The 21,047-nt window shown below is 70.2% G+C and carries 20 protein-coding genes and 1 pseudogene; 14 read left to right on the forward strand and 7 right to left on the reverse strand.

All coding sequences use genetic code 11. From position 1 onward, the window contains the following. A pseudogene (locus tag ACTHL4_RS10610) lies at nucleotides 1-911 on the reverse strand (hypothetical protein); the annotation flags it as partial. 303 nt (nucleotides 912-1,214) lie between these two features. On the opposite strand from ACTHL4_RS10610, the gene ACTHL4_RS10615 reads away from it, so the two are divergent. The 5 genes from ACTHL4_RS10615 (at nucleotide 1,215) to ACTHL4_RS10635 (ending at nucleotide 6,185) form a co-directional block, all read left to right on the forward strand. Next, nucleotides 1,215-2,663, forward strand: coding sequence for a UDP-N-acetylmuramoyl-L-alanyl-D-glutamate--2,6-diaminopimelate ligase (locus ACTHL4_RS10615; protein WP_440282731.1), 1,449 nt, complete (start codon nucleotides 1,215-1,217; stop codon nucleotides 2,661-2,663). 439 nt (nucleotides 2,664-3,102) lie between these two features. Further along, complete coding sequence (locus ACTHL4_RS10620; protein ID WP_440282732.1) at nucleotides 3,103-3,927, forward strand: glycerophosphodiester phosphodiesterase; 825 nt, start codon at nucleotides 3,103-3,105, stop codon at nucleotides 3,925-3,927. 76 nt (nucleotides 3,928-4,003) lie between these two features. After that, entirely contained in the window at nucleotides 4,004-4,432 is a 429-nt protein-coding gene (locus ACTHL4_RS10625; protein WP_440282733.1) for an ATP-binding protein, read from the forward strand. 16 nt (nucleotides 4,433-4,448) lie between these two features. After that, nucleotides 4,449-5,306, forward strand: coding sequence for a P1 family peptidase (locus ACTHL4_RS10630; RefSeq protein ID WP_440282734.1), 858 nt, complete (start codon nucleotides 4,449-4,451; stop codon nucleotides 5,304-5,306). A gap of 6 nt (nucleotides 5,307-5,312) precedes the next feature. Continuing rightward, nucleotides 5,313-6,185 carry a DUF5926 family protein gene (locus ACTHL4_RS10635; RefSeq protein WP_440282735.1) on the forward strand — a complete coding sequence of 291 codons (873 nt, stop codon included), beginning with the start codon at nucleotides 5,313-5,315 and terminating at the stop codon, nucleotides 6,183-6,185. Here ACTHL4_RS10635 and ACTHL4_RS10640 read toward each other — a convergent pair. After that, the gene (locus tag ACTHL4_RS10640) at nucleotides 6,172-8,331 is read right to left on the reverse strand and encodes a hypothetical protein (protein ID WP_440282736.1); all 2,160 of its coding nucleotides are present in this window, start codon (nucleotides 8,329-8,331) and stop codon (nucleotides 6,172-6,174) included. The genes ACTHL4_RS10635 and ACTHL4_RS10640 overlap by 14 nt on opposite strands. A 118-nt stretch (nucleotides 8,332-8,449) precedes the next feature. Here ACTHL4_RS10640 and ACTHL4_RS10645 point away from each other — a divergent pair, with 118 nt between their 5' ends. Then, nucleotides 8,450-9,304: a prephenate dehydratase gene (locus tag ACTHL4_RS10645; protein WP_440282737.1), complete on the forward strand. Its 855-nt coding sequence runs from the start codon at nucleotides 8,450-8,452 to the stop codon at nucleotides 9,302-9,304. 315 nt (nucleotides 9,305-9,619) lie between these two features. On the opposite strand, the gene ACTHL4_RS10650 is transcribed toward ACTHL4_RS10645, so the two are convergent. Genes ACTHL4_RS10650 through ACTHL4_RS10660 form a run of 3 tightly spaced genes read right to left on the reverse strand, consistent with a single transcriptional unit; the run spans nucleotide 9,620 to nucleotide 11,788 of the window. Beyond that, nucleotides 9,620-10,354 (reverse strand): class F sortase, encoded by a 735-nt coding sequence (locus tag ACTHL4_RS10650; RefSeq protein WP_440282738.1) that lies wholly within the window; start codon nucleotides 10,352-10,354, stop codon nucleotides 9,620-9,622. A gap of 49 nt (nucleotides 10,355-10,403) precedes the next feature. After that, nucleotides 10,404-10,874, reverse strand: coding sequence for an SRPBCC family protein (locus ACTHL4_RS10655; RefSeq protein WP_440282739.1), 471 nt, complete (start codon nucleotides 10,872-10,874; stop codon nucleotides 10,404-10,406). After that, nucleotides 10,874-11,788 (reverse strand): diacylglycerol/lipid kinase family protein, encoded by a 915-nt coding sequence (locus ACTHL4_RS10660; RefSeq protein ID WP_440282740.1) that lies wholly within the window; start codon nucleotides 11,786-11,788, stop codon nucleotides 10,874-10,876. The genes ACTHL4_RS10655 and ACTHL4_RS10660 overlap by 1 nt, the downstream gene beginning before the upstream one ends. A 93-nt stretch (nucleotides 11,789-11,881) precedes the next feature. Here ACTHL4_RS10660 and serS point away from each other — a divergent pair, with 93 nt between their 5' ends. The 8 genes from serS to ACTHL4_RS10700 all read left to right on the forward strand — a co-directional run bounded on the left by serS (nucleotide 11,882) and on the right by ACTHL4_RS10700 (nucleotide 20,145). Continuing rightward, complete coding sequence (serS, locus tag ACTHL4_RS10665) at nucleotides 11,882-13,192, forward strand: serine--tRNA ligase (protein WP_440282741.1); 1,311 nt, start codon at nucleotides 11,882-11,884, stop codon at nucleotides 13,190-13,192. 121 nt (nucleotides 13,193-13,313) lie between these two features. Beyond that, nucleotides 13,314-14,591, forward strand: coding sequence for a sensor histidine kinase (locus ACTHL4_RS10670; protein ID WP_440282742.1), 1,278 nt, complete (start codon nucleotides 13,314-13,316; stop codon nucleotides 14,589-14,591). Between the two features lie 71 nt (nucleotides 14,592-14,662). Continuing rightward, nucleotides 14,663-15,376, forward strand: coding sequence for a response regulator (locus tag ACTHL4_RS10675; RefSeq protein ID WP_440282743.1), 714 nt, complete (start codon nucleotides 14,663-14,665; stop codon nucleotides 15,374-15,376). Nucleotides 15,377-15,572: 196 nt separating this feature from the next. Continuing rightward, nucleotides 15,573-16,454, forward strand: a complete 882-nt coding sequence (locus ACTHL4_RS10680; protein WP_440282744.1) for an ABC transporter ATP-binding protein — start codon at nucleotides 15,573-15,575, stop codon at nucleotides 16,452-16,454. Beyond that, nucleotides 16,451-17,698, forward strand: coding sequence for an ABC transporter permease (locus ACTHL4_RS10685; protein WP_440282745.1), 1,248 nt, complete (start codon nucleotides 16,451-16,453; stop codon nucleotides 17,696-17,698). The genes ACTHL4_RS10680 and ACTHL4_RS10685 overlap by 4 nt, the downstream gene beginning before the upstream one ends. A 72-nt stretch (nucleotides 17,699-17,770) precedes the next feature. Further along, the gene (locus tag ACTHL4_RS10690; RefSeq protein ID WP_440282746.1) at nucleotides 17,771-18,559 is read left to right on the forward strand and encodes an HAD family hydrolase; all 789 of its coding nucleotides are present in this window, start codon (nucleotides 17,771-17,773) and stop codon (nucleotides 18,557-18,559) included. Then, nucleotides 18,556-19,386 (forward strand): TrmH family RNA methyltransferase, encoded by an 831-nt coding sequence (locus tag ACTHL4_RS10695; protein WP_440282747.1) that lies wholly within the window; start codon nucleotides 18,556-18,558, stop codon nucleotides 19,384-19,386. Before ACTHL4_RS10690 ends, ACTHL4_RS10695 begins: the two co-directional genes overlap by 4 nt. 105 nt (nucleotides 19,387-19,491) lie before the next feature. Then, entirely contained in the window at nucleotides 19,492-20,145 is a 654-nt protein-coding gene (locus ACTHL4_RS10700; protein ID WP_440282748.1) for a VOC family protein, read from the forward strand. A gap of 34 nt (nucleotides 20,146-20,179) precedes the next feature. On the opposite strand, the gene ACTHL4_RS10705 is transcribed toward ACTHL4_RS10700, so the two are convergent. Both ACTHL4_RS10705 and ACTHL4_RS10710 read right to left on the reverse strand, forming a co-directional pair. Next, the gene (locus ACTHL4_RS10705; RefSeq protein ID WP_440282749.1) at nucleotides 20,180-20,395 is read right to left on the reverse strand and encodes a heavy-metal-associated domain-containing protein; all 216 of its coding nucleotides are present in this window, start codon (nucleotides 20,393-20,395) and stop codon (nucleotides 20,180-20,182) included. Nucleotides 20,396-20,430: 35 nt separating this feature from the next. Further along, nucleotides 20,431-20,712, reverse strand: coding sequence for a metal-sensitive transcriptional regulator (locus tag ACTHL4_RS10710; protein WP_440282750.1), 282 nt, complete (start codon nucleotides 20,710-20,712; stop codon nucleotides 20,431-20,433). Between the last annotated feature and the right edge of the window lie 335 nt (nucleotides 20,713-21,047).

The following is a 21,047-nucleotide window of genomic DNA, read 5'->3' on the forward strand; positions in this document are numbered from 1 at the left end:
TGGTCGGGCGTCTGGCCGGAGCCGTCGTGGAGGCCGGGGGAGGTGTGGTGGGAGGTGTCGACTGGGTCGTCGGACGAGTCGCCTGCTTCGTCTCGTGCTCGGTCGTCCCGGGCTCGGTCGTCGCGGGCCGGCTCGTCGCGGGCCGGCTCGTCGCGGACCGGGTCGTCGTCCGCCGGCGCCGCCGGCCGGGAGGCGGTGAGCGGTCCGCGCGGCCGCTCGCCGGGGCGCTGCGCTGCGGCCGGGTTCGCCGGCACCGGCGCGACGACCTGCGGTGTGCCGTCCGGAGTGAGCGCGACGTGCCAGACGCGGCCGCCCGGCGTGCGGCCCAGTGCCCGCACCGTCCGGCCAGGGGCATGCTCGTCGGCACGCCGACGCGCTTCACGCAACAGCTGGTCGTAGGGGTCCTCGCCCGACTCCAGTGGGACCTGCTCGCCGTCGACCAGGCCGACCAGCCGATCGCCCTGCTCCTGCAGCTCCACCACGTGAGCGACCTCGTCCGGCACGACGTCAGGTGGGGCGCCGTCCTGCTCACTCGGGTTCTCCTCGCGGGGGGCCTCCGCGGGTGGGTTCTCCGCGGGCGGGTTCTCCTCGGGCGGGTTCTCTGCGGGCGGGTTCTCCGCGGGTGGGTTCTCCTCGGGCGGCGGCACCTCCCACGCCTCGCCGTCCGGCCCGATCGCCAGGTGGAAGGCGGTGCCGTCGGGCGTCATACCCACCACGCGGATGGTGCGTCCGGGCTGCGTGCGATCGGCCCGCCGGCGCGCGGCGCGGATCAGTGCGCGGTGGACACCCAGGCCCGGCGGCACGGTCAGTCGCTCGTCGTCCAGCCAGGCGGTGGGTGCGCCGCTGGCGTCGTTCCGCACCCGCAGGACGAACGCCGGGCGCGGCGGGACGTCGGGTTGGTGCTCAGTCATGGCGCTTTCGAGTCGTCTTCGGGAGGGTGCGTTCCGGCCGCGAGGTTACCGGCAGGTCAGGACATCCGGCCGGACGTTTCACGGTCGCTCAGAGTGAGTCTGACACGCCGCGCGCGTGCCTCGGACGGCGCGCCGGGGCCGAAATCTGTTCGTGACCTTCGGGCGGCCGGCGAACGGATCGATGCCGGTGTGTACCTGTGGCTAGGCGAAACACTAGAAAACCTTAGACAAGGGCATCGACGGTGCGGCTCGCCACTGACGCCCGGCGCCGGATGACGCGGTGGCGGCGGGTACGCTCCCACGGTGTCGTTGGACCAGGAAACCGTGGCGCGGGTGCTCGGCGTCGAGGTGCCGCCCCTCGAGGGGCCGATCGTCGCCGTGACCCATGACTCGCGCGCGGTCGTGCCCGGTGGGGCCTTCGTGGCGATCAACGGGTTCACCAGCCGCGGGGCCGACTTCGCGCCGCAGGCGATCGAGCGGGGCGCCGCCCTGGTGGTGGCCGAGCAGCCGATCGACGGGGTGCCGACGGCGGTGGTGCCCGACGACCGCGTCGCACTGGCCGCTCTGGCGACCGAACTCGCCGGCCACCCCTCGCACGAGCTGACCGTCTACGGCGTCACCGGCACCAACGGCAAGACCACCAGCTCCTACGTGCTGCACGCGATTCTCACCGGTGCCTACGGCGAGGCAGCGACCGGTCTGATGACCACCGCGGAGATCATCGTCGGCGCCGAGCACGAGACGGCGGTGCGCACCACCGGTGAGGCGACGCAGGTGCAGGCCACTCTCGCTCGGATGCGCGACGCCGGCCTGCAGCACGTCGTCCTGGAGACCAGCTCGCACGGCATACATCTGCATCGCGTCGACGGAACCCGTTATGCCGCAGCATTGTTCACCAACCTGACCCGTGACCATCTCGATCTGCACGGGACGATGGAGGACTACTACCGCACCAAGCGCAAGCTCTTCGAGTGGACCGGCGGCCCCAAGCTGACCAACGCCGACGACGAGTGGGGCGCACGGCTGGCCACGGAGATCGACGGCGTGCGGACGTTCGGCGTGGCGGACAGCGCCGACTACCGCATCCAGCACGAACGCCGCGACGGCGTCAGCACGGTTTTCGAGCTGGTGACGCCGGGACACGGCACGCTGACGCTGCACATCCCGTTGCTCGGCGACTACAACGTGCACAACGTCGCTGGGGCTGCCGGCATCGCCCTCGAGATGGGTATGGCGCCGGACGTGCTCATCCGCGCCGTGCGCGAGATGGGCCAGGTCCCCGGCCGGTTCGAGCGTGTACCGGCTGCCGTCGACCGTGGCCTAGAGGTCGTCGTCGACTACGCGCACACCGACATCGGCTTGCGTGCCGTCCTCGAAGTGGCCCGTGAGGTCGCCGGGGACGGCCGCCTGTTGTGTGTGTATGGCGCTGCCGGCGCACGCGACCGAGACAAGCGGCCGAAGATGGGGGCGGTCGCTTCCGAGCTGGCGGACGTCGCCATCATCACCACCGACGACGCCTACCACGAGGACCCGCAGGACATCGCCGACGAGGTGATGGCCGGTGCCGACGCCACCAACACCACGATCGTGCTCGACCGACGCGCAGCCATCGACACCGCGCTGCGGCAGGCGCGCCCCGGCGATGTGGTCGTGGTGGCCGGCAAGGGCCACGAGCGGGTGCAGCATCTGGCCACCGGCGACGTACCGTTCCATGACGCCACCGTCGTGACGGAGCTGTTGACGTCCCGCTGATCCTCCCTGACGTCCGGTGACTCTCCCTGACGTGCGCCGCCCACGCCGTACCGAAGTCTCCCCAGGGTCGGGTCCGGCACGGGTAGACCGGCTGGCGGCGTACCGAAGTCTCCCCAGGGTCGGGTTTGGTACGGGTATGCCGGCCGGCGGCGTACCAAAGTCTCCCCAGGGTCGGGTTCGGCACGAGTTCGTGGCTGGCGGCGTACCGAAGTCTCCCCAGGGTCGGGTTCGGCACGAGTTCGTGGCTGGCGGCGTACCGAAGTCTCCCCAGGGTCGGGTTCGGTACGGGTAGACCGGTCGGCGGCGTACCGAAGTCTCCCCGGGGTCGGGAAATGGCCGGACACGCCGGACCCCGTCACCGAGGCCACATCGCGAACGTCGCCACGCCGATATTCCGGGTGGCCGACATCCGCCCAGGCGGCTTTGCAACGATGGGTCCGTGCGCACAGTCGGCTCACCCCTCGGTGGCGGCCCGCCCAAGGTGATCGCTCACCGCGGCTCCAGCCACGACAACCCCGAACACACTCTCGGCGCCTACCAGCGCGCGATCGACGAAGGTGCCGACGGTCTGGAGTGCGACGTCCGGCTGACCGTCGATCGGCACCTGGTCTGCGTGCACGACCGCCGGGTCAACCGCACCTCGGACGGGCGGGGCGTGGTGTCCGCCCTGGAGCTCGCGGCCCTGGAGGGCATGGACTGGGGCAGCTGGAAGGCCGCTCACGGCGACGACGACGAGGTGCCCGACCGTCACCACGCCAACATTCTCACCCTGCGGCAACTGATCCGGGCCGTGCTGGAGAGTGATCGCAAGCCGGACCTGGTCGTCGAGACCAAGCACCCCACGCGGTATGCCGGGGAGGTCGAACGGCGTCTGGTCGACCTGCTCGGCGAGTTCGACCTGCTGCGACCGGCCCCGGACAAGCCCACGGTGCGGGTGATGTCGTTCTCCTCCATGGCGATCCAACGGATCGCGAAGCTGGCGCCGCACCTGCAGCGGGTGCAACTGATCGAGGTCGGCACCTCGCCGTTCTTCCGCGACGGACTGCCGTCCAACGTCGCGATCGCCGGGCCGCGGATGGGGATGATCCGCCGCAATCCGGAATTCGTTGCGCGGCAGCACCATTACGGCCACCAGGTGCATGTGTGGACCGTCGACAAGGAACCGGACATCGAGTTGTGCCTGCAGATCGGCGTCGACGCGATCATCTCCAACCGTCCGGCGCTCGTGCGGGCGATGGTCGACGCGGCCTACGCGGAACGCTGACGAGCCGATCCGGCATGATGACAGGTCGGTCGGGCGACGACCGGCACGACATCGAGACGAGGAGAGGCGGCCCGACGTGAGTGAGAAGCGCAAGTCCGAGCCCTGGGTGCGGACGGTGCGTCTGCCGTGGACCATCGACTCTGTGCCGCGCGTGCGCGAGGAGATCGTCGGTGACCTCGGTCAGGGCAAGCTGCCCGGCACCGTCGTCGAGGAGGCCGAGACGGTCGTCGCCGAACTCGTCGCCAACGCCATCCTGCACGGCCGCCCGTTGCCCGACGGCACCGTCCGGGTCCGTTGGCGTGCACGGCCGCCCCGGGTCGAGATCGAGGTGACCGACGGCGGCTCCGACAAGCAGCCCAAGCCGAAGCCGCAGGCCGACTGGGCACCCAGCGGTCGCGGGTTGCGCATCGTGCGGTCGCTCGCCTACGAGTGGGGCGTCAACGACGAGGACGGCCACACGATGGTGTGGGCCGCGCTCGGCGGCGCGTCCCGCCGCCGCATCTGAGGAGGCGACCGGACGTATGACGATCCCGATCGACGGCGTGAAGGTCGGCCACTGGACCGACGAGGTGGCCCGGACCGGTTGCACCGTCATCGAATTCCCGCCGGGGACCGTCGCCTCATATGAATGCCGTGGTGGCGCGCCGGCCGCGCGCGAGCTGACCCTGCTCGAGCCGGACAAGTCGGTGACCAGCATCGACGCGTTGCTGCTGACCGGCGGGTCCGCCTTCGGGCTGGCGGCCGCCGACGGGGTGATGCGTCGCATGGAAGAGCTGGGTCGCGGTGTGCCGACACCCGCCGGCGCGGTGCCGATCGTGCCGGCGCTCGGGCTCTTCGATCTCGCCGTGGGCGACGCCGCCGTGCGACCCGGCGCCGAGCAGGGGTATGCCGCCGCGACTGCCGTCACCGCTGACGACCCGGCGACCGGCCAGGTCGGCGCGGGCACCGGCGCGCAGGTCGGCCGCTGGCGCGGTCCGGATGGAGCACAGCCCGGCGGTGTCGTCACCGCGAGCCGCCGGCTCGGAGACGTCGTGGTGTGGGCGCTGGTGGTGGTCAACGCATTCGGCGACATCGACCGCGGTTCGGCCGACGTCGACACGGCGCCGATAGCCGGGTTGTCACAACCTTTCGAGTTCGGCCGGACACACACGACCATCGGGGCGGTCGTCACCAATGCGGCCCTCGACAAGATCGGCTGCCGCATCGTCGCGCAAGGTGCACACGACGGTCTGGCCCGTGCGATCACCCCGCCGCACACTCGGTTCGACGGAGACGCACTGGTCGCTGCCTCGACCGGGAAGGTCCGCGCGCACGTCGACGTCGTACGCCTGCTCGCTCTCGCCGCCGTCACCGACGCGATCCGCCGGTGTCTAGTCTGATCCACCATGGGCAAGGCATCGCGCCGCAAGGGCGCCGACAAGAAGACCGCACGCGCGGCGCGTGTTCCGTTCGCCGCCAGGCCGTTCGAGGGCTTGCCGGGTGAGACCGGGTGGGTGGCGCTGCGTGAGATCCTGCCGGCCGCCACTGCCCGGATCTCCTTCGCCTACGGCGGCGCGCCATACACCGCGACGGTCGCGACGGTGCTGCCGCTGGCCTGGGCCGGCCTGCATCGCACCGACGGCGAACGCTTCGTCGCCACCCAGTCCGGCGCCGGATCGGGCGACCTGAGCCGGGACCTGGCCGCCGCGCTGATCGGCACCGTCGAGGCGGAGGCCGGTCAGCCGGTGATCAAGACGCCTCCGGTCACCATCGACACGCCTCGCCTGCAGGACCTGCTGACCGGGGACGCCCCGCAGCTCGAGTTGCGCGACGGTTTCGACTTCTGGGTCGAGCAGGACGAGCTCGACGAGGCCACCTCCGCCTCCCTGGAGCAGGCCAACTCCGCGATCACGCCGACCGCCGCGCTGCCGTCAACCGAGTCGGCCTACTGGTGCCGCATCGGCGAACGCACCTACGTGCGGTGGGTGTTGCCGCACGGCGAGGAGGAGGCCACCGCCGCACTGGCCCGGCTGCACGCCTCCGGCAACGACTCCCTGGTCGACGGCCGGTTGCTCGGTGCGTTCCGGACCTGTGGTCTCCTGGTCCCGGTGTGGGAGGTCGACGCGGCGGCGGAGCCGGCGTCATACGACGAGGGCATGGGGCAGTTGGCCGGCCGGTTCGACGTGGCGCTGGCGTCGGTGCGTGCCGGCGAGGCACTGACCGACGAGGAGCGACGAGCGCGAGCGGGCCTGGTGTCCCGTCAGATCACGATTCGCTGACCCGCTGCCGGTGCGCCAGCGAACCCTTGACGCGGTCCGGAATGTGCTCGGCCATCGGCGCGGCCGCGAGCATGATCAACGCCGGACCGAGCAGCAGCAGACCGGTCGGCGGAATGGACACTCCCGAGTCGTTGGACGCGAAGCCGAGGATCCAGCACACGACGATCGCGGCGATGCCCTCGCCGAGCATCGGCACCCGTTCGACGAGCGGCACGAGCAGCTTGCCCGGCCACCGCGACGGGGTCAGCAGGATCACGATCGCCACGATGAGGATCAGCGGAACGAGCGCCGTCAGGGCGTTGCTGCTGAGCATCACCCAGTTGGCGTGGATGATCTGCTGGATCCCGGAGAAGTCACCGTGGTAGCGGATCTGCGCCACGAAATCGCCGAGGTGCGTGCGGTATTGCGGGGGACGTAGGTAGTCCAGCACGGCGATGGTGCCGACGATCCCGACGGCGATGCCGCCGATCAGCGCCGCGCGGCGCCAGGTCAGGGCCAGGCCGCCGGCGTTGAGTGCCAGGTAGGCGAACGCGGGGAACATCGCCAGCGGGCCGCCGCCGTCGGCGCCCCACATCGGGGTGCCGTCGATCAACAGGGTGGCCAGGCCGATCAGGATGACGGTCGCGGCGGCGAGCCTGCGGTGCCCCGCCCGCACGAGCACCCCGGCCAGCAGTGCACAGATCAGCAGCGACGACGTCGCGATCAGGGCGTCGCCGACATTGCCCATGCCGTAGAAGCGGCCGCCGTACACCGGCTGCAGACCCATCATCGACACGAACTGCAGCGGCGTACCGTGTATGACGTCCAGCAGCAACACCGACAACGTCACGACGGCGATGAACAGCGGTGGGCCGATCGGCCAGCGACGCCACGGCCCCCACAGTGCGAGCGCGGCGAGCAGCACGGCGAAACCGACCACGCCCCAACCCAGGGCGAACGCAGGGTCGGCGGCGTCCCACCACGGCACCAGTCCGATCAGCCAGGTGCTCACCGGCATCGAGCCGAGCACGGCGGCGCAACCGCTGAACCACCAGCGCAGCGCCCGGCTGGGTGCGACGGGTTCGCCGACCGCCGCGGCCCTCCTGCGGCGCAGCCACCACCAGAGGCAGCCGATGCCGAGCAGGAGCGTCATGGTGACCACGAAGCGGGCCAGGAAGTCGGCGGACAGGGCGTGTTCGACCTGCAACTGCATGGCGATCATGCCGGCGTCGATGATCGCGCTGGTGCCCGTGGGGCGCGGCTGGACCGCGGGACGCCGGCCCTCGGGCAGATGCGGTGCCTTGTCGCCGAGGCGCGCAAAGACCAGTGCCGACAGGTCGGTCAATTGAACGACGCCGGGTTGTTGTGTCGAGGGGGAGGTCAGCAGGCCGTGTGGCACACCAGGCCCCTTGATGACGACGGTGTGCAGCACCTCGGGACCGGTCTCGTCGGCGAAGCCGGCCACCACGATGGTGGCGTTGGGAGGTGCCTTGGCGAGGATCGATCCGAGCAGCCGGTCGTTGACGGAGGAGAAACTGACGAAAGTGATCGGACAAGCGGCCAGGTCCACCGTCGCCGGGTCGGCGACGTAGTGCTCGACGCGGCCCTGCGCGTTCGCCGCGGCCAGTGGCGCGTAACGCCCGGCCGCGGTGATGCACTGTCCGGCCCGGCTCATCCGGGTCACGATGTTGGAGGGGTCCGCCGGCACCGTCCGGCCGAGGTCTTCGGCGCGCAGTTTGTCCCAGAAGGGGTATGCCGCCGGCGCGCCGGCGCCGGTGGTCGGTGTGCTGGTCAACGGTGTCGGGTAGGGCTGGGTCCAGCAGGGCGCCGGTCGTTCGCCCGGCGGAGTCATCGGCGACTGGGTGCCGTAGGTCGTCCGCTTCCCGGCTCCGAAGGTCAGCCAGGACTGGCTGTCACAGCTGTGCGAACTGAGGCTGCGGGTGGTCATCGACCCGACCGCGCCCTCGTGCGCCAGCCGCCACAGGTTGGGCGTCGCCGATGCACTGACCTGGTCCCAGGACAGGGTGGGTTCGCTGACCACGATCAACGGGCCGGGCTGACTGATCTTCTCGGCCGCCGGCCACTGGGTGACGTAGGAGATCAGGTAGGAACCAGCCACGGCGACGACGGCCAGACACACCACCCACCCGAGCCACCGTCGCAACACCGGGCAAATCGTACGTGACGAAACCTTCCAACTCCTGACTCGGATGGTGTATGGCGGGTGTCGTCCGTATGGCGATGCGCGCCCGCCTCGCGCTGAGCGGCGCTCGTATGCTGCGCAGGTGATCCAACCTCGACGCATCGCCTACCAGGGCGAACCCGGCTCCAACTCGCATGCGGTGTGCGAACGTGAATACCCCCAGCTGGAGTCGGTGCCGTGCGCGTCGTTCGAGGACGCGTTCGCCGCGGTCGAGCGCACCGATTCCGGCGGCCCGACCGCCGACCTGGCGCTCATCCCGATCGACAACTCGGTCGCCGGGCGCGTCTCCGACATACATCACTTCCTGCCGGCGAGCAGCCTGCACATCGTCGGGGAGCACTTCCACCGGATCCGCTTCTCGTTGCTGGGCGTGCCCGGGACGTCCATCGACCGGTTGCGGACCGTGCACAGTCACGTGCACGCGCTGGGTCAGTGCCGCCACATCATCCGCGAGCTGGGGCTGGAGCCGGTAATCTCCGGCGACACCGCGGGGGCCGCCCGCGAGGTCGCCGAAGCCGCCGATCCGACGATGGCGGCGATCAGCCCGCCGCTGGCTGCCTCGATCTACGGGCTGGACGTGCTGCGCGAGGACATCGAGGACGAGGACCACAACACCACCCGTTTCGTGGTGCTCTCCCGCGAGTTCGTCGTGCCGCCCAGGGGATCGGGACCGATGGTGACCAGTTTCATCTTCAACGTGCGCAACATCCCGGCCGCGCTCTACAAGGCCCTCGGTGGCTTCGCCACCAACGGCATCAACATGACCAAGCTCGAGTCCTACATGGTCGGCGGACGATTCGCCGCGACGCAGTTCCTCAGCGAGGTCGACGGCCATCCCGAGGACCCGGGGCTGAAGCTCGCCCTGGACGAGCTGCGCTTCTTCACCACCGACGTCAAGATCCTCGGCGTCTACCCGGCCTCGCCCGAGCGGCACTGAGGACTTTTCGGAGGCGGCTCCGTGCCGGACTTGACCCTGGGGAGACTTTGGTACGGCGTCGGCCGGTCTACCCGTGCCGAACTTGACCCTGGGGAGACTTTGGTACGGCGCCGGCCGGTCTACCCGTGCCGAACCTGACCCTGGGGAGACTTCGGTACGGCGCCGGCCGGTCTACCGGTGCCGAACCTGACCCTGGGGAGACTTTGGTACGGCGCCGGCCGGTCTACCGGTGCCGAACTTGACCCTGGGGAGACTTTGGTACGGCGCCGGCGGGTCTAATCGTGCCGAACTTGACCCTGGGGAGACTTCGGCACGTCAGGCCGGCCTGGTCCACACGACGTAGTTGTTCAGGTGGTGCCCGGCGACCATGGGTGAGGCGATGTCACAGGTGACCAGGGTGACGACGGGGGTGGCGCTGCCACCCCAGATCCGCTGATCCGTAGTCAGTTTCGTCTTGAGTATCGACTCCTTGTGGGTGACCCGGAGGCTGACGATCTTGTTGTTCGTGCACGTCACGGTCACCGCGGCGCCGACCGGGACGTTCCGCAGGTTGTAGAAGTTGTCGGGGCCGTCATACGTGACGTGCCCGGCGATGACCGAGATGCCCGGCTGCCCCGGCTGGGTGGAACGGTCGTACCACATCGTCGTGTGCGCGGGAGGGTAAATCTGCCCCTGCGCATTGGTGCCCATCGGCACCACGCGCTCACCGGAGATGCCGACCGACGCGACCGTCAGACTCCGCGGGATGCAGGCGGCACCCGCCGGATTGGCAACGGGCACCTCGGAGCTGTGACCGGTAGGCCGGGGAAGGACGTCGGCCTTCGCCACGGGGCTCGTCGAGTGCGTGCTGGTGGCACTGCCGGACCCGGGCGTGCTGGCGCTGTTCGAGGGCGTGCGGTGCGGCGGGGTGCCTGCCGCACTGGCCGGTCGGTCGGCCGCGGCACCACCGGTCAGGCCGTGCACGACGACGGCGCCACCGCCGAGCGCGATGACGGCCCCCGCGACGATCGACGCCGTGCCTCTCGCACGTCGGCTGGAGTGCTTGCCCACCGCAGATCCCCTCTTGAGTCCTGTGCACCCGGGCGAATGCCCCGCCCGATTATGTATGCCGCAACTGTGCACGGGATGCCGCGCGGCTCAGCCCGCGCATTCCGGACCGCATCATCGCGGCATGGTTGGCGATCAGGATCGGCCGAGCGAGCGCCGACCCCGCGAGCCGGCCGGTGATCCCGGCGACGCCGAGTTGGACCTGCTGGGTGTAGTCCAGCAGGGTCCGGTCGGGCCCCTCAGCGCGCAGCGCGAACTGTGACCAGCCGATCAGGTCACCGGCCAAAGTGGCTCGTAGCACCCCGGATTCGGGGTCGACCCGCTCCGTGCTGAGCTCGATGCGCAGCGTCAACGGCAACACGCTGCGGATCTCGGTGCGGCCGTGGGTGTCGTCATACGGGGTCACCGAGCGGATCTGCGGCCACCACTGCGGCCAGCGTTCCGCGTCCCGCAAGACCTCGAAGACCGCATCCCGCGCCGCCGCGATGCGATGTGTGCTGGCGAAGCGGAACAGCTCGACCATCAGCGCGGAAGGCGCACCGTGAGCGCTCCACGAGCAGCGGAGAAGCGCACCGCCCGCGCCGTACCGATGACGTCACCGTCCACCTCGACGCGTTGCGGGGTCGCGGTCTCCACGGTCATCTCGGTGAACTGTGCGCGGGTGAACTGCTCGGAGTCCTTGCGCGAGCGGGTCAGCACCTTGCCGACGACCGCGATCCACCGCAGCCCGCCGCCACGGACGATCACCGCGTCCAGCAGACCGTCGTCGACGACGGCATCGGGCATCAGCCGCATCCCGCCCTGCAGCATGCCGCAGTTGCCGGCCAGCACGGCGGTGACGTCGCGTCCGATCGGTGCCCGGTCGTCGATGCCGATGGTGGCCGGCACCAACCGGTGGCGCAGTTGCCCCAGCCCGGCCCAGAGGTATGCCGTCCAGCCCAGCCGCGACTTCAGCTGCTCGGTGGTGGCCGCCATGATGTCGGCGTCGCGGCCGACGCCGCCCATGACCAGGCCGATGTGTTCGTCGTCGAAGGCGCCGGAACCGGCGGGGTCCAACGCGATCCGGATCACGTCGACGGCGGTGTCGGTGCCGCCCAGACCCAGGCGCAGCGCTTCGGCATACCGATTGACCGGCAGGCCCAGCTGGCGGGCGAAGAGGTTGCCGGTGCCGCCGGCGAGCACGATCAGCGGTGTGCCCGAGCCCATCAGGGCGGTCGCGACCCAGCGCAGGGTGCCGTCGCCGCCGAGGGTGACCACCAGGTCGACGTCCTGCGTCAGCGCCTCGCGGGCCTGGGCGGTGCCCGGCTGCTCGACGGTCGTCTCCGACCACAGCGGGGGTGCCCACCCGTGGCTGCGGAAGACCGAGGTCAGCTCGTCGCGCAGCGCGCCCAGGTCCTTGACCTTCGTGGGGTTGACCACCACCGCGGCACGTTGCACCGGTGCACCTTTCGCTACTCACGAGTCAAATACATTCGGGCAGACGTTATCGGGTTGCGCGGCCGCGCGGTGCGCCGCGTAGCCTTGCCTGTCGTGATCGACATCAAGCTAGTGCGCGACAACCCCGACCTCGTGCGTGCGAGCCAGCGCGCTCGCGGCGCCGACGAGAGCCTGGTCGACCAGGTTCTGGCAGCCGACGAGAAGCGACGCTCGTCCATCACCGAGTTCGAGAGTCTGCGCTCGCAGCAGAAGACCGTGAGCAAGTCGGTCGGTGCGGCGATGGGCAAGCTGAACGCCGCCCGCAAGGCCGGCTCGGACGATGTCGACGTCCTGGCCAAGGAGGCCGACGACGCACGCGCCAAGGCCGCCGAGCTGGCCGCCGAGGTCAAGCAGCGCGAAGCGGCCGCCGACCAGGAGGACAAGGACTTCACCGCGCTCATCCGCGAGCTGGACAACATCGTCCTGGACGGTGTGCCGGCCGGCGGGGAGGACGACTTCGAGACCCTCGAGATCGTCGGCGCACCGCGGGAATTCGACTTCGAGCCGCTGGACCATCTGGCACTCGGCGAGAAGCTGGACGCGATCGACATGGAACGCGGCGCCAAGGTCAGCGGCTCACGCTTCTACTTCCTCAAGGGCGCCGGGGCGCGGTTGTCCAACGCGCTGATGGCCTACGCCCAGAGCATCGCCGCCGAGGAGGGCTTCATCCCGCTCGTGGTGCCCACCCTGGTCAGCCCGGCCACCATGGGCGGCACCGGCTACCTGGACGCACACGAGGACGTCTACCACCTGGAGTCGGCCGACCTCTACCTCACCGGCACCAGCGAGGTCGCGCTCGCCGGCTACCACACCGACGAGATCATCGACCTGTCCGGCGGTCCGTTGCGTTACACCGCCACGTCGACGTGTTACCGCCGCGAGGCCGGCTCCTACGGCAAGGACACCCGTGGCATCTTCCGGGTGCACCAGTTCACCAAGACGGAGATGTTCGTCTACTGCGACCCGCAGCAGGCGATCGAGGAACACCAGAACCTGCTGCGCATCGAGCGCCGACTGCTGGACGGACTCGAGCTGCCCTACCGCGTCATCGACGTCGCCGCGGGCGACCTCGGCGGGTCGGCGGCCCGCAAGTTCGACTGCGAGGCCTGGGTGCCGACCCAGGGCAAGTACCGCGAGCTGACGTCCACCTCCAACTGCACGACCTACCAGGCGCGCCGGCTCAACATCCGTCAACGTGCCGAAGGCGGCAAGACCGAGTTCGTCGCCACGCTCAACGGCACCATGCTCACCGACACCCGCCCGATCGTCGCGCTGCTGGAGAACCACCAGCAGGCCGACGGGTCGATCCGGGTGCCGCAGGCGCTGCAGCCGTTCCTCGGCACGGACGTCATACGCCCCGCCTGACCGGCCCAGCCACCCTGCCGAGGCAGCCGTCCTGAGCGGCTGTGCGGAGTCACCGCCGATCACCGGCGAACTCCGTCGCGCGACGGAGGTGACGGCATACCCGACTGGCTAACCTCGCCCTGTGCGTGACTCCTGGCGGCATGCCCTGACCATCGACGACAGCTGGGTGCGCCCGCTGCCGCAGCGTTGGTGGCGGCTGGACGGACTGCTGGCGGTCCTGGCGTTCGCCGTGTCCGCGGCGTGGACCGAGGGCTACCGCGCCATCAACGCGCTGGCCCGGGACCACACGGATCTGCGACTGCAGTACCTCTATATCCTCATCCCCTGTGCGGCGCTCGTCCTACGGCGCCGATTCCCGCTGACCACCACGGCGTTCATCACCGTCGCCTGGGTCGTGACCGGCCAGCTGGACGGACTGCTGACGACGACCCTGGGCATCCAGTGCGTCTACCTCCTCGCGATCTACTCGGGCACCGCGTGGTGCCGTCGCCGCATCCTCGGTGCCTGGGTGATCGGCGGCTGCCTGCTGGTGCTCGCCGGCTGGGTCGCCTACGCCTTGATGTTCAAGGGGTATGACGGGCCGCCCGGCTCCGACCTGATGCCCGGCTGGCTGGGTATGACGATCATCCTGGTGCTGACGAACATCATCTATCTGGGCGGCGTCGTGCTGCTCGGTGTCCTTCAATGGCGCAACCTGCGCCGCCGCCTCGAGCTGGAGGAGCAGGCACGCACCATCGACGCGCAGGCGGCGGAGCTACGCACGCAGGCGGTCGACGCCGAGCGCCTGCGGATCGCCCGGGAGCTGCACGACGTCGTCGCGCACCACGTCTCGGTCATCGGCGTGCAGGCCGGCGCCGCCCGCCGTGTGCTCGACAAACAGCCCGAAGCCGCCCGGGACGCCCTCACCGGGATCGAGCGCTCCTCCCGCTCGGCGGTCGCGGAGATGCGGGCGTTGCTGGGCACGCTGCGCGCGACCCCGGAGCTGGACCGGGCGCCGACGCCGGGGCTGGAGGACGTCGGCACCCTGGTGGCGGACTACCGTGCGGCCGGGCTGGCGGTGGACCTGCAGGTCGTCGATGGGCGCCCGGAATGCACCTGCGACATCCCACCCGGCGTCGGCCTGGCGATCTATCGCACGGTCCAGGAGGCACTGGCCAACGTCCAACGGCACAGCACGGCGACCACCGCCTCCGTGGTCACCCGCTTCGGCCGGCACTGCGAGCAGGACTACGCCGAGGTGGAGATCCTCGATGCCGGCAACGCCCGCCCGGGTCGTGCCGGCACCGGCCTGGGTCTGGTCGGGATGCGCGAACGCGTCGCGGTGCTCGGCGGCGAGGTGGAGGTCGGGCCGCGGCAGACCGGCGGGTTCCGGGTCCGGGTGCGGCTGCCGTTCGACTGATCGCACACCGGTGCACGACCGCTTAGGGTTGTCGCACCGCCGCATTCGTCCCCACGACCGGGCAGGAGAGCATGACCGACAGCGCCGCCGCGACCACCGAGCCGACTCCGGCGTCCACCCGGGTCGTCGTCGTCGACGACCAGCGACTCGTCCGCAGCAGTTTCGCGATGATGCTGTCGGTCGAGGACGACATCGAAGTCGTGGGTGACGCCGCCGACGGCGCGCAGGCGCTCGAGCTGGTCCGCCGGAAACGCCCGGATCTGGTGCTGATGGACGTGCAGATGCCGGTCATGGACGGCATCACGGCGACCGAGCAGATCGTCGCCGAGGACCTGGCCAAGGTGGTGCTGCTGACGACCTTCGACCGCGACGACTATCTCTTCGACGGGCTCCGTGCCGGCGCCAGCGGCTTCCTGCTGAAGAACACCGAGCCGGAGGATCTGGTCGAGGCGATCCGCTCGGTCGCCCGCGGGCACGCCCTGCTGGCACCGGAGGTCACCCTCCGGGTCATCGAGCGTATGGCGAAAACCCCCGGCAGCACCGGCAGTGCCGCCAACGACCGGCAGCAGCCGGCCGAGATCGACCGCTTGACGCCTCGCGAGCGCGAAGTCCTGGAGCTGGTGGGCCGCGGTATGGCGAACGCCGAGATCGCCCGCACGCTCTTCCTCGGCGAGGCCACCGTCAAGACGCACGTGTCCAGCTGCCTGGCCAAACTGCAGCTGCGCGACCGGGTCCAGGCCGTCGTGTTCGCCTACGAGAACGGCATCATCCTGCCGGGCAACTGACCCGCCGATTCGTCCCTCATCGTCGGGTCTGTTGCCTCTGGTGTCTTGTGCCGTCCTTCGGCCGGGCAACTGACCCGCCGATTCGGCGCGCTGACCGGCTCGTTCCGGCGGGGGAGGTGGCATCTCCGTCGCGCGCCGGATCCGTGGCGCCGCGGTGCGCCATACGGTCGGAGCATGAACTCCGGAGGAACACCGCATGTTGCGTCTTGACCGGCTCACCCGGCGATTCGGCGACACGGTCGCTGTCGACGACGTCAGCTTCGATGCGGGCGACGGGCAACTGGTCGGCTTCGTCGGTGGCAACGGCGCCGGCAAGACGACCACCATGCGGATGATCATGGGCGTGCTGGCCGCCAGTGGCGGTGAGGTGCTCTGGAACGGCGCGCCGGTCACCGCCACCGACCGGCGCCGGTTCGGCTACATGCCCGAGGAGCGCGGGCTCTACCCGAAACAACCGGTGCTGGAGCAGGTCGCCTATCTGGCGCAGTTGCACGGCGTCTCGGCGCACGAGGCCCGCGAGCGCGGGACGGCGCTGCTGGAACGCTTCGGGCTGGCCGACCGGGTCAAGGACAAACTCGAGGCGCTGTCCTTGGGCAACCAGCAGCGGGTGCAGATCATCGCCGCGGTGATCGCCCGCCCCCAGCTCCTCGTGCTCGACGAACCGTTCTCCGGGCTGGACCCGGGCGCCGTCGACGACATGGTGGCCCTGCTGCGGGAGTTCACGGCTGACGGTGTGCCCGTGCTCTTCTCCTCGCATCAGCTGGATCGGGTCGCGCGGTTGTGCGACCGCATCGTGATCCTGTCCCGCGGCCGCGTCGGGGCCAACGGGATCGCCGACGAACTGCGCCGCAGCGGACCGCTGCGGCACCGGCTGGTCACCGGCGGCGACGCCGGCTGGGTGCGCGACCTGGGCTGGGTCGACGTCGTCGACGTCGCCGGCAACACCGCCGTCCTACAACTCGCGGACGAGCAGGACACCGACCGGCTGCTCGCCGAGGCGATGTGCCGCGGTTCGGTGCGCGAACTCGCCGAGATCGTCCCGTCCGTCGCCGACATCTACCGAGAGGTCGCGAAATGACCGCCCCGTCCCGCACGAGCGGACCGACCGCGTCCGTGCAGCACCCGCCCACCGGCTCGGCGAAGGGTTCGGCCATCGGGTCGGTATGGCGCCTGGTCGCGTTCCGCGAGGTGTCGGTGAAACTGCGGGACCGCAACTTCCTGGTCTCCACCGCGCTGATGCTGGTGCTGGTGGTGGCGGCGATCGCCATACAGTTCGTAACCGCCGGGCACCAGAGCACCGAGCAGATCGCGGTCCGGGGCTCGGCCGGCGCGACGGTGGTCAACGCCGCCGAGCAGCTGGCCGATGCTGCCGATGCCAAGGTGAAACTCGAACCGCAGCAGGCAGATTCGGCGCAGGACGTGAAGGACCGCGTGTCCTCCGGCAAGGCGGACGCCGGGCTGCTGCGGGACGGCGACGGGTGGCGGTTGATCGGCAAGTCGAGCCGTCACACCGAGGTGGCGACCTACCTCGGCGCAGCGGTGCAACAGGATGCGGTGCGACGCAACGCGAAGGCGCACGGCACCACGCTGGCCGAGCTGCAACAGGGCTCGCAACTGCCCTACGACCTGTTGTCGCCCGACCATGCCGACGAGGGGGCGGCCCGGGTCGGCGGCATCGTCTTCGGGATGCTCTTCTACCTGGCTGCGCTGCTGTTCGGTATGGCGATCGCCAACAGCGTCGTCGAGGAGAAGCAGAACCGCATCGTGGAGATCATCGCGTCGGCGATCCCGTTGCGACAACTGCTGATCGGCAAGATCGTCGGCAACACGGTCCTCGCCCTCGGCCAGGTGGTGCTGCTGTCCTTGGTCGGCATCGGCGGCCTGCTGGTGACCGACAACACCGACCTGCTGACCCAGATGGCCTCCGGCATCGGCTGGTTCGTGCCGTTCTTCCTGATCGGCTTCCTGGCGCTGGCCGCCCTGTGGGCGGTGGTGGGAGCGCTGGCCACGCGTTCGGAGGACGTGCAGTCCACCTCGGCACCGATGACGGCACTGGTCGCGATCGTCTTCTTCGGTGGCATCCTGACCTCCGGCGCGACGCAGGCAGCGCTGTCCTTCGTGCCGATCTTCTCCACCATCGCGATGCCGGCCAGGATGCTCTCCGGTGACGCGTCCTGGTGGGAACCGTTGGTGGCGCTGGCGATCGCGCTGGCCGGTGCCTACGGCATCCTGCGGCTCGCCGAGCGGATGTATCGCACCGCGCTGTTGCAGACCTCCCACAAGCTCAGCTTCCGCCAGGCACTGCGCCAAGAAGCCGAGTGACCGACCCGCCCCCGCTTCTCGGTGCGCGGAGGGTCTCTCGGCGCACGGCGGCCGGCGACATACGCTGTGCCCGTGCAGAAGAAACTGGTGGCACTGGACATCGACGGCACGTTGTTGCACCACGACGGCCGACTCGACGACGAGGTGCGCGATGCGGTGCGTGCGGTCGCGGACGCCGGTCACCATGTGGTGATCGCGACCGGCCGCAGCATCCTGGGTGCGGAGGAGATCTTCGGATTGCTTTCGCTGACAAGCGGATTCGCGGTGACGTCCAACGGTGCCGTGACGGCGCGGCTGCACGGTGACGACTGGGAGATCATCGACAAGGTCACCTTCGACGCCTCGCCCGTCCTGAAGGTGCTGAAGAACGCCTGGCCGGACGCCGTGGTCGGCGTCGAGGAGGCCGGTGTCGGGACCAAGGTGAGCGCGCCGTTCCCCGAGGACGAGATCGTCGGGCCGACGAAGGTGCTGCCATGGGACGAGCTGGGCGACGAACCCACCACCCGACTCACCTTCCGCTCACCCAGCGGCACCGCCGAGGACTTCGTGGAGCTGGTGGACCAGCTCGGTCTGCACGGCGTCAACTATGCGATCGGTTTCACGGCGTGGCTGGACGTCAATCCCGAGGGGGTGTCCAAGGCCTCCGCGCTGGAGCAGGTCCGGCGCGAGTTGCACGTCGAACCGTCGGACACCGTCGCGATCGGTGACCACACCAACGACCTGGAGATGCTGCGCTGGGCGGCCCGCGGCGTGGCGATGGGGCAGGCGCCGGACGAGGTCAAGGCCGCTGCCGACGAGGTGACATTGCCGGTCGAGGAGGCGGGCGCGGCCGTCATCCTGCGACAGCTGGTGGCGAGGTGAGCGAACGCGCGATCACCTCGGCGGCCAACCCGCGCCTGAAGGCCCTGGCCGGATTGCGCCGGCGACGCCGCCGCGAGGAAGCCGGACGCACCCTGCTCGAGGGGTATGACGAGCTGGCACTCGCGCTGGACGCCGGTGTGCGGCCGCATGAGCTCTACACCTGCGAGGAGCTGATGGCGGACCCCGCGGCCCAGCACGACGTGGTCCGCCGGGCACGGCAGGCGGGTGCCGAGATCGTCCGGCTGAGCCGGCCCGCCTTCGAGAAGGTCGCCTACCGGGAGGGAGCCGACGGGTTCCTGGCCGTGGTGCCCGCGGTCGGAGCCACCCCGCGTGAACTCCTGCTGCCCGACGAGCCGCTGGTGCTGATCGCCGAAGGTGTCGAGAAGCCCGGGAACCTCGGTGCGATGCTGCGCACGGCGGACGCCGCGGGCGTCGACGCCGTCGTGGCGGCCGACCCCGTCACCGACTGGGGCAACCCCAACGTGGTGCGCAGTTCCAAGGGCACCGTCTTCTCGGTGCCGGTGGCGACCGCGACGACCGCCGACACCTTCGGCTGGGCGGGCGAGCGCGGCATACGGGTGGTGGCTGCGACGCCCGCTGCGACGAGTCTGCACACGGACGTCGACCTGACCGGGCCGGTGGCGATCGCCGTCGGCACTGAGAAGGAAGGCTTGACCGACGATGCGCTCGCCGCGGCGGATGTGCTGATCCGGATCCCCATGAGCGGCAAGGCCAATTCGCTCAACGTCGCCACCTCCGCGGCGATCGTCCTCTACGAAGCCGTCCGGCAGCGGATGGCCGGCGCGGCATCGTCCGGCGTCCGCTGAAGCCGGCGGGTCGGCTGCCGTCGGCCCGCGCCGGGACGCCATACCGCGTGCCGCGATCGCGGACCCGCTGCACGGCGGAAATGTGAGCAGTGGCACCATCGGTTCATGCGAGTTGATCACCTGGTATTTGCCGCCGAGCCCGACGGAATGATCGCCACGGCGAAGCGTCTCGGCGACCTGCTCGGGGTGGAACCTGTCGACGGTGGCCTGCACCCGCGCTTCGGCACTCGCAACTCGATCATTCCGCTGACCGACCGCCGTTTCGTCGAGGTCGTCGAGGTGTTGGACCACCCCGCCTCGGACAAGGCGCCCTTCGGTCAGGCGGTGCGCGCCCGCTCCGCGTCCGGCGGCGGCTGGCTCGGCTGGGTCGTCGAGGTCGAGGACATGTCGATCGCCGAGCGCCTGCTCGGCCGCAACGCGGTGCCCGGCAACCGGCACCGCCCGGACGGTGTCGAGATCTGCTGGAAGCAGATCGGCATCCGCGGTCTGATGGCCGACCCCCAGGTGCCGTTCTTCATCGAGTGGCCGGAAGGTCAGGACCACCCGTCGACCGAAGGCACGACCAACGCGTCGCTGACCGGTCTGCAGATCGCCGGCTCCCCGGACCGCGTCCGTGAATGGCTCGGCCTGGTCGGCGAGCCGGGGGTCGACCGTGACGAGTGGGAGCCGGAGATCCACTTCGACTTCGCCGCACCGCACGGCACTCCGGGCGTCATGTCGGTGCAGTTCCGTACGCCGAGCGGCCCGGTCAGCATCTGACCGGACCGCCGGGCGACATACATGTCGTGCGAGGTCAGCCGACCACGTCGTAGCCGGCCTCGTCCACGGCGGCGTTGATCGCCGCCGGATCGAGGTCGCCGTCGCTGGTGATCCGCACCGGTGAGTCACCACCCTCGTGCAGGTCGATCTGGACCTCGCGCACCCCGTCGATGGTCTTGAGCTCCTCGGTGACTGCGGCGACGCAGTGGCCACAGGTCATGCCGTGCACGGTGATGTCGGTCTGGGTCATGGTGTTCTCCTTCTGGGTTCGGCTTCGGTCGGTTGTCAGCTGCGCACCAGGCGGGCGATCGCGTCGGACGCCTCGCGCACCTTGGCCGTGGCCGCTTCGTCGGACTCGCGCGCGGCGTCGACCACGCAGTGGCCGACGTGGTCTTCCAGCAGGCCGAGACTGACGTTCTGCAGCGCCTTGGTCACCGCACTCACCTGGGTGAGCACGTCGATGCAGTAGGTGTCCTCCTCGACCATGCGCTGAATGCCGCGCACCTGACCCTCGATGCGCCGCAGCCGCTTGAGATAGTCGTCCTTGCTGCCGGTGTATCCGGGCATCCGTGCCTCCGATGGTGCCGTCGGCGGCCGGTCGGCCGCCTCTCGTCATACCAACAGCATACCCGCAGGGGGTATTCCGCTCGGGCCGGTCTGTCAGCTCCGCGCGTGCCGAAGTCTCCCCAGGGGAAGGTTTGGTACGGGTTCAGCCGGCCGGGCGTGCCGAAGTCTGCCCTGGGGAAGGTTTGGTACGGGATCAGCCGGCCGGGCGTGCCGAAGTCTGCCCTGGGGAAGGTTTGGTACGGGTTCGGCCGGCCGGGCGTGCCGAAGTCTGCCCTGGGGAAGGTTTGGTACGGGTTCGGCCGGCCGGGCGTGCCGAAGTCTGCCCTGGGGAAGGT

It is taken from the genome of Flexivirga sp., from assembly GCF_051955415.1.
Classification (GTDB): domain Bacteria; phylum Actinomycetota; class Actinomycetes; order Actinomycetales; family Dermatophilaceae; genus Flexivirga.